Origin of the sequence: Winogradskyella thalassocola (assembly GCF_900099995.1) — a bacterium.
Classification (GTDB): Bacteria; Bacteroidota; Bacteroidia; order Flavobacteriales; family Flavobacteriaceae; genus Winogradskyella; species Winogradskyella thalassocola.
The window spans coordinates 399,749-416,057 of record NZ_FNCZ01000001.1 but is presented as its reverse complement, the minus strand read 5'-3'; the positions used below and the strand labels follow the sequence as shown (position 1 = coordinate 416,057).

Below are 16,309 nucleotides of genomic sequence, written 5' to 3'. Positions count from 1 at the left end.
ATTATGAAAAAGTTAGTTTTATTAGTACTAATCTTTACAGTCTTATTGAATATAAGTTGTAATAAAGAAGATTTCTTAGATCAACCTTTAACTGGGAGGCAACAATTAGATGATTATTTTTCAACTGAAGAGAACTCAGTAAATTTTGTAAATGGAATATATAAAAAAGTAAATGGAGAGAGCTGGTGGCAAGCCAATTTTCCACGTCAAATAAACGATATGGCTACCGACGACAATTGGTCTGGTAATACAGCACAGCCAAGGCCAGATATCACAGGTATAGCTGCTTATAACGTTTTTCCGGGTTCGACATATTTTAATTCCTTTTGGGAGAACCATTATATTGGTATTACGAGAGCCAACATTTCTCTTGAGCGTATACCTGATGTAGAAATGGACGAAGACCTTAAGTTAAGGTTGTTAGGTGAAGCAAAATTTTTACGTGCCTTTTTCTATTTTGATTTAGTTCGAAGTTTTGGCGGTGTCCCAATTGTTACAACCTATACTGAGTTGTTGCAACCTGAGATTAATGATAAAGTGCGTTCTTCGGTTGAAGAGGTTTATGCATTGATTGAAGAAGATTTGTTAGGTGCTATAGATGGTTTACCGCTTAGAAGTGAGTATGCTTCACAAGATTTAGGTAGAGCAACAAAAGGAGCTGCTCAATCATTATTAGCTAAAGTGTATTTAACTCAAGAAAAATGGAATCAAGCTCAAATAATGGCAAATAATGTAATGGTATCTGGGGAGTATAGTTTAGAGCCAGATTTTGCAAATATTTACAGCGTAGAGAATCATCATGGTGTAGAATCTATTTTTGAAATCGGATATATTAATAACCCTCTTTACAACGAAATTGGTGGTCATCTATCAATAACCAACGGGAGCCGTGGCGACCAAGGATGGGGTTGGGGTTCACCTACTAGCGATTTAGAAAATGCATTTTTAAGTGAAGGAGATAACATACGTCTACGCTCTACAATAATTAAACATGGTGAGCCTGTTTATGGTGATCCTGATGTTACTGAATTTGATGGCTTGCCAAGTGAAAATAAATCGGGTAGAACAAATAGAAAGTACTATGTACCGGTTGCTCAACGTCCGGTTCCGTACGAAAGAGGACAGATACCGCTACCTTATATCCATTTAAGATTGGCGGATGTAATGTTAATGCATGCAGAAGCTGCTTATTTTAATGGTGACGAGAATACAGCTAAAGCGTCATTACAGTTAGTTCGTAATAGGGTCCAATTAACTACAAATATGTCTTTAACAGGTACAGCTTTAAGAGATGCAATTTGGAAAGAGAGAAGATTAGAATTAGCATTAGAACAGCATAGACTTTTTGATCTTAGAAGACAGAAAATTAATGGTGTACCTAGAATAGCGTTGTTAATGGGGCCAAACGGTTCATTTGTTCATTATAATACTGAGGTTAGTACTGATCCATTTGAGACTACAAATTTAAATGAGCCTCAAGAAAAAGGAATCTTTTTTGATGCTGGTATACATTTATTATGGCCAATTCCTCCAGAAGAAATACAGCTTTCAAGAGGAAACGTAGTACAAAACCCTGGTTACTAATAAACTTAATAAGTAAAAGATGAACAATATAATTTATAAAAGAATTTTTTTAGTACTAATAGTATTTGGACTTGTTGTTGGTTGTGAAAAAGATAATTTCACAGATCCCAACGATCCGAGATTTGGTTCTGAAGAGGTTGGTATAGTACTCGATTTAGATAATACATATCAGGTTATAGATCATTTTGGAGCATCAGGAGGTTTTCAAGACCAATGGGTTGGTCAGTGGTCTAGTACGGCAAAAGATGATATAGCTAAATTGCTGTTTAGTTCAGATACAGACGGGCAAGGTAATCCTGAAGGTATAGGCCTTTCATTATGGAGAACTGTAATTGGAGATGGCGCAGCAGATCAGGTAAATAGTGGGTTTGCATCTTCTTCTTGGTTTAGAGAAACCGAATGTTATTTAAATGCGAATGGGGATTATGATTTCACAAAACAAGCAGGAGAGCAATGGTTTCTATCAAAAGCAAGAGAATATGGAGTGCCAAAATTTACAGCTTGGGCAACTACACCTCCATATTTTATGACAAAGAATGGTTATACATTTAGTACTAGTGATGTTAGTACATTTAATTGTGACGAATCGGCTTATGGGGAGTATTCTAAGTTTATTGCAGACGTAATTAAAAATTATGAAAATAACGGTTATAATTTTGAGACGGTTTGCGCTTTTAATGAAACACAATATGAGTGGAACGCTGAGATTGGTAGTGCATCTCAGTCAGGTACAAGAGCAACGAATTCAGAGGTTGCGGCAGTAACACGTATAATGGATGCTGAGTTTACAGCTCAAAATATTAATGCTAAAATAATGATTCCTGAAGCGGCTCAATTAAAATATTTATATGAAGGTACTGGTAATACTACCAACCAAATTAATGACTTTTTTAATTCTTCCAGCCCAAATTATATAGGTGATTTACCTAACCTTTCTAATCACATAGCTGGTCATAGTTATTTTAGTAATGGTACAACAAGTGGGTCTCTTAATCAGCGCACTTCATTAAGAACGGCGTTAGCCAACGCAGGTCATGGATTAGATTATTGGCAGACTGAATATAGTTTGTTAGGTGCCGACTATCAGCAGGGTAGAGATGTTGCTAGTTTAACAGAAATCGATTATGCACTTTGGCTTACGCGTATTATTCATACGGATTTAGTTTTTGGAGATGCAACAGGCTGGAGTTTTTGGACGGCTTTAAATCAATCGACTTATGGGGATCATCCGTTTAGGTTCAATCTTATTTTGTACCAACCAAATTCAAATAGTCCTTCACATACTGATGGTTCATTCTATGACGTAAAAAACCTTTGGGCGCTAGGTAACTTTAGTAGGTTTGTAAGACCTGGAATGGTGCGTTTTGAAGTAATTGATCCTGATTACAATGATACGACATCGGTAGAGAACTTTATGATTTCCGGATATAAGGGCACCACATCTAATGAAGTGGTAGTGGTTTGTATTAATAATACAGATAGTAATAGAGAAATTTCATTCGAAAATTATGGAGAAGATTTCGAAATAGTTGGAGGGTCATTTGATATGTATACCACTTCTAGTACTAGTAATTTATTAAAGTCTAATGTAGCTCATGATGCTGTGGTAATTCCTGCAAAGTCTATAGTAACACTAACAGCCCAATTAAACTAATTGAATTAGTTATAATATTTGGCTATACAATGATAAAGATTCAAAAGTTGTCCTTGTTATAGCAATTAATTAAATAGGTTTCGAGATATGTTTTTAAAAAGAAAATACTTAGTTGTGTTAGGTTTAGTTGTGATTTTTAGTTCATGTAGTTCTAGTGATTTTACAGATCCTAATGATTCCAGATATGACGACTTAGATGATATTGTTAATGTTCCTTCAGATGTTTCATTATCAGTAGATGCTACAGATGTAGTAAATATCAATTCTGAAATATTTGGAGTAAATAATGATTGGAGACAAATTCCAAATAGTACATTTCCAAATTTTGCCAATACTTTAGACAATATCAATTACCAACTTGTCCGATATCCTGGAGGTTGGGAGTCTGAGTTTTATGATTGGCAAAGTAATTCAACTCCTGGTTGGGATAATACCCCAAGTACACCTGGTGCATCAGTTGAAACGCTAAAAAATAATACCAATAATTATAGTATAGTAATACCTACAACTAAAGCTATGGATAGATCTGTTGGTTCTGAACAATGGAATGTTGCTATAGAAGCTCTAAAAGCTCTTGCTAATGAAGCGATAGTAAGTTCAAATATTAGTGATGGTATTGTGGAAATAGGTAATGAATGGTGGTTGCAATATGCAGGTGGTTCAGATAGAGAAGAAAAGCTAACCAAATATGTAAATATTGCTATGGAATTAGCAGAGTATATTGAGGATGAGTTCCCAGGCCATACTTTTAAATTACTTATTAATGGTGATTACACGCATCCTGAAGAGTTTACGACAATGAAAAGTTTATTTATTCGAGCCTATGATGCTATTGATGGTGTGGCTTTGCATACTTATGTTGGTTATGATAGTGATACACATAACATGGCTGATTTGGAGCAGAGAATCACGGATTGTGCTAATAATTTCAATCCTAATAATAATTATATCTATTTATCGGAATGGATGCCGTCTCGATTATATAATGATTATGCACTGTATATGGAAGCTGCAAATATAATACCGGATATAATACACATCTATGCGCGTGCTGGTGCTAATGCCGGTGCTTATTGGCCACCTATTAATAGTTCAGTTCCAGGGTTGGGTATTACTAATTGGAACTACTCAAAAATTTTTCCTGTGGGTCAAATATTTGGAGAGCTTTCAGATTCTTATAGGGGTAAAGCTTTAAAAACAACCTCGGATCGATTTCATTTAGCAGCTGCCTTACAAGACGATGAAACCATGGTATTATTTGTTACGGGTGGAAATCAAAATTCTGCAAAAGTTGGTATTAGTGTTCAAGGGTTTGATATTGATTCCATAGAAAGTGTTACAAGATTTGTGCCTGCAGATTATTCCGAAACTAATTTAGCTGAGCCTTATTTAACGGAAACTTCAGAGGCAACATTAAACAGTAATAATGAGGTGGTCATAGAAGTAAACAAGGAAGGTAAGTTTCAGATATACAAAATTATCTTAACAGGAAATTAGAAATATATGGTTTCAAATATTCTTAAGTTTTTAGCCTATATGATGAAGCTAATAATAGTGATGCAATTCGCATTTGCAAGTTTTAGTCAAGCTCAAACTTTAAGCATTTCGATTAACGAACAAAAAACGTATCAACAAATTGAAGGTTTCGGAGCCTCTGATGCTTGGCGCTGTCAATTTGTGGGACTGAACTGGCCAGATAAAAAGAGAGATCGTATAGCAGAATTATTATTTAGTAATGAATTAGACGATAACGGAAATCCTTTAGGAATTGGACTATCTTTTTGGAGGTTTTATATTGGTGCTGGTACAACTGAGCAAGGTGAAAACTCGGATATTAATAATGAATGGAGGAGAGGTGAGTCATTTATTGATTCTGAAGGGAATTATGACTGGACAAAACAGAAAGGTCAACAATGGTTTTTGAATAAAGCAAAAGATTATGGTGTAGAAAACTTTTTAGCCTTCTCAATTTCAGCACCAGTACATTGGACAAAAAATGGGAAAGGTTATAATGGAGACAATAAGGATGGTGAAATAAATTTAAGAGCAGATAAGTTTGATGAATATTCAGAATTTATGGTTGAGGTTTTAAAACATTTTAAATCTAAGGGTATTGATTTTAATTATTTGAGTCCAATTAATGAGCCGCAATGGGACTGGGAAACTAAAACTCAGGAAGGCACACCTGCAACTAACAACAACATTCTTGATCTTACAGAATTACTCGATAGGGATATTGAGAAAAACGGTTTGTCAACGGAGATTATAATTGCAGAAGCTGCGGATTTAAGATGGTTGTATTCGGATCATGGTAAGTCTAATAGAGGAAATCAGATTGATTATTTTTTTAATAATGATGTGTCATTTCAAAATTTAAAAAACACAATTTCAGGACATAGTTATTTTACAACTTGGCCAGTAGATAGTTTAATATCTATTAGACAACAATTGAATAAAAAGTTAGATCAAAAGAATCTTAACTATTGGCAAAGTGAATTCTGTATTCTTGAAAAAACAGATGATATTGGTGGGGGTAGAAAGAGAGATTTGGGTATGGATACAGCCTTATATGTGGCACGTGTACTGCATGCAGATTTAACATTGGCAAATGCTAGTTCTTGGCAATGGTGGACGGCTTTAACAAATGCGGATTTTAAAGACGGACTTATCTATTTAGATACAGGAAATGAAAACGATTTGTTCAACTTAAACGCTATGATTACTGATGGAGATTTTCATGACTCTAAGCTTTTATGGGCATTTGGTAATTACTCAAGATTCATTAAACCAAACATGTTGCGTATTGATATAAAGGACGATAGTGGTAAAAGTGTAGCGGAACAATACACAGATGTTATGCTTTCGGCTTACTTAGATGTTGAAACAAATAAGATAGCTATAGTCGCTATAAATTATAGTAATGAAAATAGAAATTTAGATTTTTCTGATTTTAATATTGATAAAGTTTATGTGACTTCAGACACTAAAAATTTAGAGTCGAAATCTATCAATAATAGTAAAATAACTTTAACAGGAAGATCAGTAAACACTTTAATAGGATTTTAAAATGATGAAATTAAGTCAAAATACATTGTTTAGATTAGTCAGTTGTCTTTGTTTTACAGCCTTTTTATTTGGCTGTAAAGACAAAGCAACGAATACTGGTGAAGAAGCCAAAGCTAAAAGACCAAATATTGTCTTTATTCTAGCAGACGATTTAGGTGCGCATGATTTAAGTTTTACAGGTAGCAAATATTATGAGACACCTAATATTGATGCTTTAGCAAGTGAGGGAGTAGAGTTTTCTCAAGGTTATGCGGCAGCACAAGTATGCAGTCCTTCTAGAGCAAGTATACTAACAGGTCAATATACACCTCGTCATGGTGTTACAGATTGGATTGGTGCAGCTTCAGGTGAGGATTGGGCAGAACATTATAATTCTAAAATAATGCCACCAGAGTATTCTCATTATATTCCAGAAGAACGTGTTACAATAGCAGAGGCGTTAAAAGAAGGTGGTTATAAAACGTTTTTTGCAGGAAAATGGCATGTTGGTGATGAACCATATGCTCCTGAAAACAATGGTTTTGATATCAATATTGGTGGTTGGGAAGTTGGTGGTCCTAAGGGAGGGTATTATGCTCCTTGGAGAAATCCAAAATTAGATTATAAATACGAAGGAGAAAATTTAACTAAAAGATTAGCGCTTGAAACGGCCGACTTTATAACAGAGAATAAAGATCAACCATTTTTTGCATTACTATCATTTTATGCTGTTCATGGTCCTATTGAAACGACAGAGGTTAAATGGAATAAATATAGAGATAAGGCTGAGGCACAAGGAATTCCGGATTCTGGTTTTGTTATGGAACGTAACTTACCAATTAGAACTGTTCAAGATAATCCAATTTATGCAGGATTGATAGAATCTATGGATGATGCCATTGGAGTTGTTTTAGAAAAATTAAAGGAATTAGGATTAGATAAGAATACAATTATTGTGTTTACTTCGGACAATGGAGGCGTGGCAAGTGGTGATGCATTTTCAACAACGAATTATCCATTAAGAGGCGGGAAAGGTTATCAATGGGAAGGTGGAATAAGAGAACCATACTTAATAAAAGCCCCAATGATTAAGGATGCGCCAAATGTCGTTGATTATCCTGTTTCTGGTATTGATTTTTACCCCACTTTACTGGAGTTGACAGGTGTAAGTAAGCCTCAGGATCAAATTATTGATGGTGTTAGTTTAGTGCCTTTATTAAAAGGTGAATCATTAAATAAAAGAAGTTTGTATTGGCATTATCCTCACTATGGCAATCAAGGAGGTGAACCTGTTAGTATTATTAGAAAAGAAAACTGGAAACTAATACATTATTGGGAAGACAGTCGTAACGAATTATATAATTTAGAAACTGATCTTGGTGAAACAAAAAACTTATCTGAAGAAAACGAAGAAGTTACAAAGAAATTAGTTGATGAGCTATTTGAATTTTTAGAGAACGTAGATGCGAAATTTCCTGAGCAGAATTCAACATACGATGATAATAAAGCAAAAAAGCAATATGAAAATCGTAAATCTAATATGATGAAACGATTAGAGGATCAGCGAAAGGAATTTTTGAGTAAAGATTTTGATCCAAAGAACAACTGGTATGATAGTAGTTTGACTAAAGACTAAAATTTAGAGACAAGATTAAAATTAACCAAATTACAACATGGAAAACAAAACCCAATATAATTTTACGTACTTACTTTTCCTTGCCTTAGTATCTGCTATGGGTGGCTTTTTATTCGGTTACGACTGGGTGGTAATTGGAGGGGCAAAGCCGTTTTATGAGTTGTACTTTAATATTAATGATATGCCTACCTTACAAGGTTGGGCTATGAGTAGTGCTCTTATTGGTTGTATTTTTGGTGCTGTAATATCTGGTTTTGTGGCAGATCGTCTTGGGCGTAAGTTGCCTTTAATCTTAGCTGCAGCACTATTCACTATTTCTGCTTTTGGCACTGGTTATGCTGATGAGTTTACTCCATTTATTATTTATCGTGTTATAGGAGGTTTAGGTATTGGTTTAGCTTCAACATTATCGCCTATGTATATAGCAGAAATAGCACCTGCTAAATATAGGGGGCAGTTTGTTGCAATTAACCAACTGACGTTGGTTATAGGTATTTTATTAGCACAAATCGCAAATTACTTTATAGCTGAGGCTATTCCAGATAATAGCTCACCAGAAATGATTATAAGTTCTTGGAATGGCCAAATTGGTTGGAGATGGATGTTTTGGGCAGAATTGATTCCTGCGATTTTATTTTTCGCTCTCATGTTTATGGTGCCTAAGAGTCCAAGATTCTTAATGAAAATAAAAGACGATAATGCTGCGAAAAAAGTATTATCTAAAATTGGAGGAAATGCTTATGCTGAGGAAGAGTTAAAGAATATAAGACAAACCTTAGAGGCAGGAGGGACAGCTAAAATTAAGTACTCAGACTTTAAAAGTCCTAAAGTAAAACCTATTCTAATTATTGGCGTTGTACTAGCCATTTTTCAACAATGGTGTGGTATTAATATTATCTTCAATTATGCCGAAGAGATTTTTACGGCAGCGGGTTATAGTGTTGGTGATATGTTATTCAATATTGTAATTACTGGAAGTGTCAACCTAATTTTTACAATTGTAGCGATGCGTACAGTAGATAGTTGGGGACGAAGAAAATTAATGTTGTTTGGATCAATTGGTTTAGGTGTGGTTTATGCAATTCTTGGTGGTGCTTACTACATGCAGTTTACCGGTTGGCCAGTATTGTTACTTGTAATTATAGCAATCGCTATATACTCTATGTCATTAGCGCCAATAACATGGGTGGTTTTATCTGAAATTTTTCCAAATAGATTAAGAGGTGTTGCGATGTCTATTGCGACGTTTTCACTATGGATAGCTTCCTTTATTTTAACATTTACATTTCCAATTTTAAATGATGCTTTAGGTGCTTCCGGTACATTTTGGGTTTATAGTTTTATCTGTATCGCAGGATTTCTGTTTATAAAAAATAGACTTCCAGAAACGAAAGGAAAAAGCTTGGAGGAGATTGAATTTGAATTAACGGAATCTAAGAAATAGTATTATGAAAAATAATTTTATAAAATATATTTTATTAGTTCTTAGTCTTCAGTTTGGTTTGAATTTGTTAGCAGCCCAAGATAGCAATGCTTCAAGTCAATATTTGGATAGTTTAAAGAAAGAATTGAAGGTTAAATGGCCAAAAAACACCACAATAAATTTAGTTTTTCATGGACATTCTGTGCCTACTGGTTATACAACCCGAGGTGTTGTAGATCGCTTAAGTTCCTACCCTTATCGTACGCTTAAAGAAGTGAATGATTACTATCCATATTCAGTTGTAAATACAATTACAACATCAATTGGTGGTGAGCAGTCGGAACAAGGAGCTAAGCGTTTTACGGATGAAGTTCTTATTTATAAGCCCGATGTGTTATTTATTGACTATGGATTAAATGATAGAGGTATTGGCTTAGAAAGAGCAAAAGTAGCTTGGTCTCAAATGATAGAAGAGGCTTTAGAACACGGAACCAAAGTTATTTTATTAACACCAACACCAGATCTAAAAGAAGATATTTCATCCGATGATTCTGATTTGGCAAAACACAGTGAACAAATAAGATCACTCGCTAAGACATATAATGTTGGATTGGTAGATAGCTATGCTCTGTTCAGAAAACTTTCAGAGACTCAGCCTTTGCAAGGTTATATGTCTCAAAATAATCATATCAATCAGAAAGGTCATCAATTCGTTGCAGATGCTATTTCTGAATATTTTATTTCACCCTCTAAAGATTAAATTTTAAATTTTTAATGAAAATTCATAATCATATAAAGCTACTTTTTATGTGTTCAGTCATTCTTACGCTATTATCGTGTAGAAATGAATTGAAGCAAAGCATAGACCTTTCTGGTCATTGGAGTTTTAAAATAGATTCGTTAGATCTAGGTGAAGATGAAAAGTGGTTTAATAATAAACTTCAGGAAACGATTATGTTGCCTGGTTCTATGGCTGAAAACGGTAAGGGAAATGATATTTCTGTCAGTACTAATTGGACTGGAAATATGTGGAATGATAGTTTATGGTACAAAGACCCTAAAATGAAGAAATATAGGGAGAAAGATAATGTAAAAGTACCTTTCTGGTTAACTCCAAATAAGCATTATGTTGGAGCGGCTTGGTATCAAAAAACTATAGAAATTCCGAAATCATGGGGAGATAAAGAACTAAGTCTTTATTTAGAGCGTGCACATTGGGAATCCACAATCTGGATAGATGGAAAACTCATAGGTAAGAAAAATAGTTTAGCTACTGCACATCATTATGTTATTAATACAAATCTCTCTGAAGGTAAACACTTATTAACCTTGCGGGTAGATAATAGAATAAAGGATATCGATGTAGGTTTAGATGCACATAGCATTTCAGATAACACGCAAACTAACTGGAACGGTGTTGTTGGGGATGTAAAACTGATAGCTAAGCCAAAAATTTCGTTTGGAAATGTAAAATTGTATCCTAATATAGATGATAATTCCGTAAAAGTTGTTGTCGAAATTAAAAATGCATCTAATAAAGAGCATCAAGGACAATTAACACTTCAGGCTAATTTAAAAAATGGTAATAGTAGGGATTTACTACAACAAATAGAAACGATTCAAATTCATAAAAATCAGGAAATTACTTTCAATTACAATATTGGCGATGACCTACTGCTTTGGGATGAGTTTAATCCTAATGTTTATGAAATGAATCTAACATTAGAGTCCGTCGCTGGGGTAGATACAAAACTTATAGATTTTGGAATGCGCAATTTTAAAGCAGACGGCACCATATTTACTATAAACAATAGACAAGTTTTTTTAAGAGGTACGTTAGAATGCGCCATTTTTCCTCTAACCGGATACCCTCCGACAGATGTCGATTCTTGGGATCGAATATTTAAAATTATAAAGAATCATGGATTAAATCATATGCGTTTTCATTCGTGGTGTCCACCCGAAGCCGCATTTATAGCTGCAGATAAGGCAGGCGTGTATTTACAAGTTGAAGCTTCAGCATGGACAACAATTGGAGATGGAAAGCCAATTGATCGTTGGTTATATAAAGAAGCACAAGACATTATTGATGCTTACGGAAATCATCCTTCTTTCGTGATGATGGCTTATGGTAACGAGCCTAGTGGCAAAAATCATAAGGCTTATTTAAAAGACTTTGTGGCTCATTTTAAAGCTGTAGATAACAGAAGAGTTTATACAGGTGCGGCAGGTTGGCCACTTATTGATAATCTCGATTTTTACAATAATAGTAAACCTCGGATACAAGGATGGAATCAAAACCTTAATAGCATTATAAATACGAAATCACCACAAACAGAATTTGATTATAGTGAACTTATAAATAAGACACCTATGCCTTACGTAAGTCATGAAATAGGCCAATGGTGTGTATATCCTAATTTTAAGGAAATGTCTAAATATACAGGTGTTTTGAAGCCTAAGAATTTTGAGATTTTTAAAGCAACATTGCAGGAAAATAATATGGAGAAGCTGGCTGATAGTTTTCTATTGGCTTCGGGGAAGTTACAAACGCTATGTTATAAAGCTGACATAGAAGCTGCTTTGAGAACAAAAGATATGGCTGGGTTTCAATTATTAGATCTACACGATTTTACTGGTCAAGGTACTGCGCTTGTTGGTGTTTTGGATGCGTTTTGGGATGAGAAGGGTTATGTTTCACCTCAAGAATTCCGGGCATTTTCTAATCAAACTGTGCCATTAGCTCGTTTAGGCAAAAGGGTGTTCAAAAACGGAGATACGTTAAAGGTCAATGCGGAGGTTGCGCATTTTGGAAGCAAAAGTCTTGAGGGTGTTACAGCTCAGTGGAAGATAACTAATGCTTGGTCAACAATTGCTGAAGGGGCTTTTGATAAACGAAATATTCCAATAGGGAATGGTTTTGTTTTAGGCAAAATAGTATTGCCACTTATTAATATTGATAAGGCGCAAAAACTAACTATCACTATTTCAGTAGAAGAATTTAAAAACAGCTGGGATGTTTGGGTGTATCCATCCGAATTAAAGCCTACTTCAAATGGTAAGAACATAAGAGTTGTGAGTAAGTTTGATGATGCTACAATTAAATATCTCATTGAGGGTGGAAATGTACTCTTAAATGTAGCGAAAGGTGATATAGCTGCCGAAAAAGGAGGGGATATCGCAGTAGGATTTTCTAGTATTTTCTGGAATACCTCTTGGACAAAAGAACAAAAGCCACATACGTTAGGTATTTTATGTGATCCTGAACATTCAGCACTTTCAAATTTCCCTACAGAATATCATTCTAATTGGCAATGGTGGGATGCTATGAGTAACTCAAATGCTGTTATTCTAGATGATTTTCCGGAAGATTTAAATCCAATTATTAGGGTTATTGATGACTGGTTTAAAAACCGAAAAACAGCCTTAATTTTTGAAGCTAAAGTTGGTAAAGGAAAACTTATAATGTCTGGAATTGATTTGCATACAAATTTAGATAATCGACTCGAAGCAAAACAATTATTATACAGTTTAGAGACTTACATGGCTAGCGAAAATTTTAGCCCTCAAATAGAAGTGCCAGTTGATAAAATTAATGACTTATTAAATTATAAATAACCATCTGCAATATCGTAGATTAAAAGTATTATAGATATGAGAATTGTAAAAGCTTGGAAAGAAAAGGTAATCATACCTACCTATGAAGTTGGAACACCAGAAAAATATCCAGTTTTTTTAGAAAAACGTGTATATCAAGCTAGTAGTGGCGCGGTATATCCTAATCCAGTAATAGAAAAAATTAGTGACACCAAAGTAGATAAAGAATGGGATGCTATTTTTATTGAAAATGATTATATAAAAATAATGGTTTTACCTGTTCTAGGCGGTAGAATTCAAATGGCCTATGATAAAATTAGAGAGCGTCATTTTGTATATCATAACCATGTTATTAAACCAGCATTAGTTGGTTTAACTGGTCCATGGATTTCTGGTGGTATTGAGTTTAACTGGCCACAGCACCATAGACCAAGTACTTATGATCCAACAGATTTCTATATAGAAGACAATGAAGATGGAAGTAAAACGATTTGGGTAAGTGAGCTAGAGCGTATGTTCCGTACAAAAGGTATGGCCGGCTTTACATTGCACCCAGACAAAGCTTATTTAGAAATAAAAGCGCAATTATACAATAGAACTCCACATCCGCAAACATTTTTATGGTGGGCGAATCCTGCTGTGGCTGTGAATGATCATTATCAATCTGTATTTCCACCAGATGTAAATGCAGTTTTTGATCATGGTAAGCGCGATGTTTCAGAATTTCCAATTGCGAAAGGAGAATATTATAAAGTAGATTATTCTCCTGGAACAGATATTTCTAATTACAAGAATATTCCTGTACCAACAAGTTATATGGCAATAACCTCAAAATACGATTTCGTTGGAGGTTATGAGAATGATACTAAAGGAGGATTATTGCATATCGCTGATCATAATGTATCACCAGGAAAAAAACAATGGACTTGGGGTAATGGGGATTTTGGTAGAGCATGGGATAGAAACTTAACAGACGAAGATGGTCCATACATAGAATTAATGTGTGGTGTTTATACAGATAATCAACCAGATTTTACTTGGATGCACCCTTATGAAGAGAAAAGTTTTAAGCAATATTTCATGCCATATTATAATGTTGGTATGGTTAAGAATGCAACAAAAGAAGCTCTGGTAAATTTAGAAATTATTGATGGTAAAGCATTAATAAAAGTTCATGTTACTGCTGAATATAAGGACAGTAAAATTGTTTTAAAGAATAAGGAAGTTATTTTATTTGAGGATATTGTTCAACTTTCTCCAGAACACGGTTTTGAAAAAGCTATTTCTATTGAGGGATATAAATTTGAAGACTTAATAATTTCTGTGCTAGATAAAGAGGGTAATCTTTTAGTGTCCTGGACACCGGATAAAGATTTGTCTATTGAAATTCCTGAACCTGCAAAAGCTGCAAAAGCTCCAAGTGAAATCGATACTGTAGATGCTCTGTTCTTGCAAGGGCTGCATTTGGAGCAATATAGGCATGCAACTTTTAATCCAATGGATTATTATGAGGAGGCATTACGAAGATCACCAGGAGATGTTCGCAATAATAATGCTATTGGTCTTTTGTATCTTAGAAAAGGGCAATTGGAAAAAGCTATTTCATATTTCGATACGGCAATAGACACACTAACAAATCATAACCCAAATCCTTATGATGGAGAACCCTATTTTAATCGAGGTGTTGCTTTAAATTTCTTTGGAAAAAAGGAAGAGGCCTATGCCAGTTTTTTTAAAGCATGTTGGAATGCACAATGGCAGGATGCTGGTTATTTTAATCTAGCACAAATTGATTGTTTTAGAGGAGATTTAGACAAAGCTTTGGAACTTGTCGATAAAGCTTTAATTAAGAATTGGCATAATCATAAAGCGAGACATTTAAAGGTTATTATTCTTAGAAAATTAGGAAGAATAGAAGATGCTAAGAATTTAATTGAAGCGTCTTTAGAAATCGATAAATTTAATTTTGGAGTATTATATGAACGTTTTGTGATTTCAAACAAACCAGATCATTTAGCAGTGTTTGAAAACTTATTAAGAGGCTATGCTCATAATTATATTGAATTTTCTTTAGATTATGCTATGGCAGGCCAGTTTGAAGATGCTATTTCATTACTAAAAGTTTATACTGCAAAGAATGAAACTGTTTACCCAATGGTATACTATTTTATGGGTTGGTACTATAGTCAAAACGGAGATAATGCAAATGCATTAGAGAGCTATCAAAAAGCTTCAACAATGTCAGCAGATTATTGTTTTCCAAATAAAATAGAGGAAGTTTTAGCATTACAATCAGCTTGTGAAGCGAATCCAACAGATGCAAGGGCATTTTATTATTTAGGGAATTTCTGGTACGCATCTAGGCAATACTCGGAAGCTCAAGAATGCTGGGAAACTTCGGTTAAATTAGATGATTCATTTGCGATTACTCATCGTAATCTAGCGTTGCTATATTTTAATAAAACCAATCAAAAAGAGTTAGCTAAGCAGCATTTAGAACGTGCCTTTGATCTAGACAATACAGATGCACGTTTGTTAATGGAGCTAGATCAATTCTATAAAAAAAATAATGTATCGATCGCTGATCGTCTAGAACTTTTAGAAAAACACTTAGAGTTGACCAATTCTAGAGATGATTTATATTTAGAGCGTATAAGTTTGTATAATTTAAAAGGTGAATTTAAAACAGCGAAAGAGCTAATCCAAAATCGTCAATTCCATCCATGGGAAGGAGGTGAAGGAAAGGTACCATTTCAATATATAACATGTCATGTAGAATTAGCTAAAGAAGAAATTAATTTAAAAAATTATAGTCGTGCTATTGAGTTACTGAATGAGGCCAAAGAATATCCTCATAATCTAGGGGAAGGAAAACTACTTGGAACCGTTGAAAATGATATTGATTATTGGTTGGGTTGTGCTTATAATGGTTTAGATAACGATAATGAAGCGAATTGTTTTTTTGATAATGCATCAAAAGGCTTAAGTGATCCTAGTCCTGCTATATTTTATAACGACCAGCAACCAGATAAAATATTCTATCAAGGTTTAGCCTTACAAAAATTAGGAAGAGACAATGACGCTAATATCCGCTTTAATAATCTTTTGAATTACGGAGAAACACATATGAATGATGATGTGAAATTGGATTACTTTGCAATTTCGTTACCAGATTTATTGATATGGGAAGAAGACTTAAATGATATCAATAAAATTAACTGTAATTATCTAATAGGTCTTGGTCAATTAGGTTTAGGGAATCATAAAGAAGCGTTGGAGGCTTTTGCTAAAGTAACTGAGGCCAATTTATTTCATATACCAGCTCACATTCATTCAAGATTAGTAGAAGTATCACTTTAAAACACTATAA

Annotated in this window: 9 protein-coding genes; all 9 read left to right on the top strand. The window is 34.2% G+C overall.

All coding sequences use genetic code 11. From position 1 onward, the window contains the following. Window positions 1-3 precede the first annotated feature (3 nt). The 9 genes from BLT80_RS01730 (at window position 4) to BLT80_RS01690 (ending at window position 16,299) form a co-directional block, all read left to right on the top strand. Window positions 4-1,584 (top strand): RagB/SusD family nutrient uptake outer membrane protein, encoded by a 1,581-nt coding sequence (locus tag BLT80_RS01730; RefSeq protein ID WP_092465861.1) that lies wholly within the window; start codon window positions 4-6, stop codon window positions 1,582-1,584. A gap of 19 nt (window positions 1,585-1,603) precedes the next feature. Continuing rightward, window positions 1,604-3,238 carry a glycoside hydrolase gene (locus BLT80_RS01725; protein ID WP_092465860.1) on the top strand — a complete coding sequence of 545 codons (1,635 nt, stop codon included), beginning with the start codon at window positions 1,604-1,606 and terminating at the stop codon, window positions 3,236-3,238. Window positions 3,239-3,325: 87 nt separating this feature from the next. After that, entirely contained in the window at window positions 3,326-4,735 is a 1,410-nt protein-coding gene (locus tag BLT80_RS01720) for a hypothetical protein (RefSeq protein WP_092465859.1), read from the top strand. A gap of 39 nt (window positions 4,736-4,774) precedes the next feature. Further along, entirely contained in the window at window positions 4,775-6,304 is a 1,530-nt protein-coding gene (locus BLT80_RS01715) for a glycoside hydrolase (protein ID WP_175455528.1), read from the top strand. Window position 6,305: 1 nt separating this feature from the next. Further along, the gene (locus BLT80_RS01710) at window positions 6,306-7,919 is read left to right on the top strand and encodes a sulfatase (RefSeq protein WP_245710067.1); all 1,614 of its coding nucleotides are present in this window, start codon (window positions 6,306-6,308) and stop codon (window positions 7,917-7,919) included. 37 nt (window positions 7,920-7,956) lie between these two features. Further along, window positions 7,957-9,363 carry a sugar porter family MFS transporter gene (locus BLT80_RS01705; protein ID WP_092465857.1) on the top strand — a complete coding sequence of 469 codons (1,407 nt, stop codon included), beginning with the start codon at window positions 7,957-7,959 and terminating at the stop codon, window positions 9,361-9,363. Between the two features lie 4 nt (window positions 9,364-9,367). Next, window positions 9,368-10,102 (top strand): SGNH/GDSL hydrolase family protein, encoded by a 735-nt coding sequence (locus tag BLT80_RS01700; RefSeq protein WP_092465856.1) that lies wholly within the window; start codon window positions 9,368-9,370, stop codon window positions 10,100-10,102. A gap of 47 nt (window positions 10,103-10,149) precedes the next feature. After that, complete coding sequence (locus tag BLT80_RS01695; RefSeq protein ID WP_217630745.1) at window positions 10,150-12,960, top strand: sugar-binding domain-containing protein; 2,811 nt, start codon at window positions 10,150-10,152, stop codon at window positions 12,958-12,960. A 36-nt stretch (window positions 12,961-12,996) separates the two neighbouring features. After that, window positions 12,997-16,299: a DUF5107 domain-containing protein gene (locus BLT80_RS01690; protein WP_092465854.1), complete on the top strand. Its 3,303-nt coding sequence runs from the start codon at window positions 12,997-12,999 to the stop codon at window positions 16,297-16,299. Window positions 16,300-16,309: the final 10 nt, after the last annotated feature.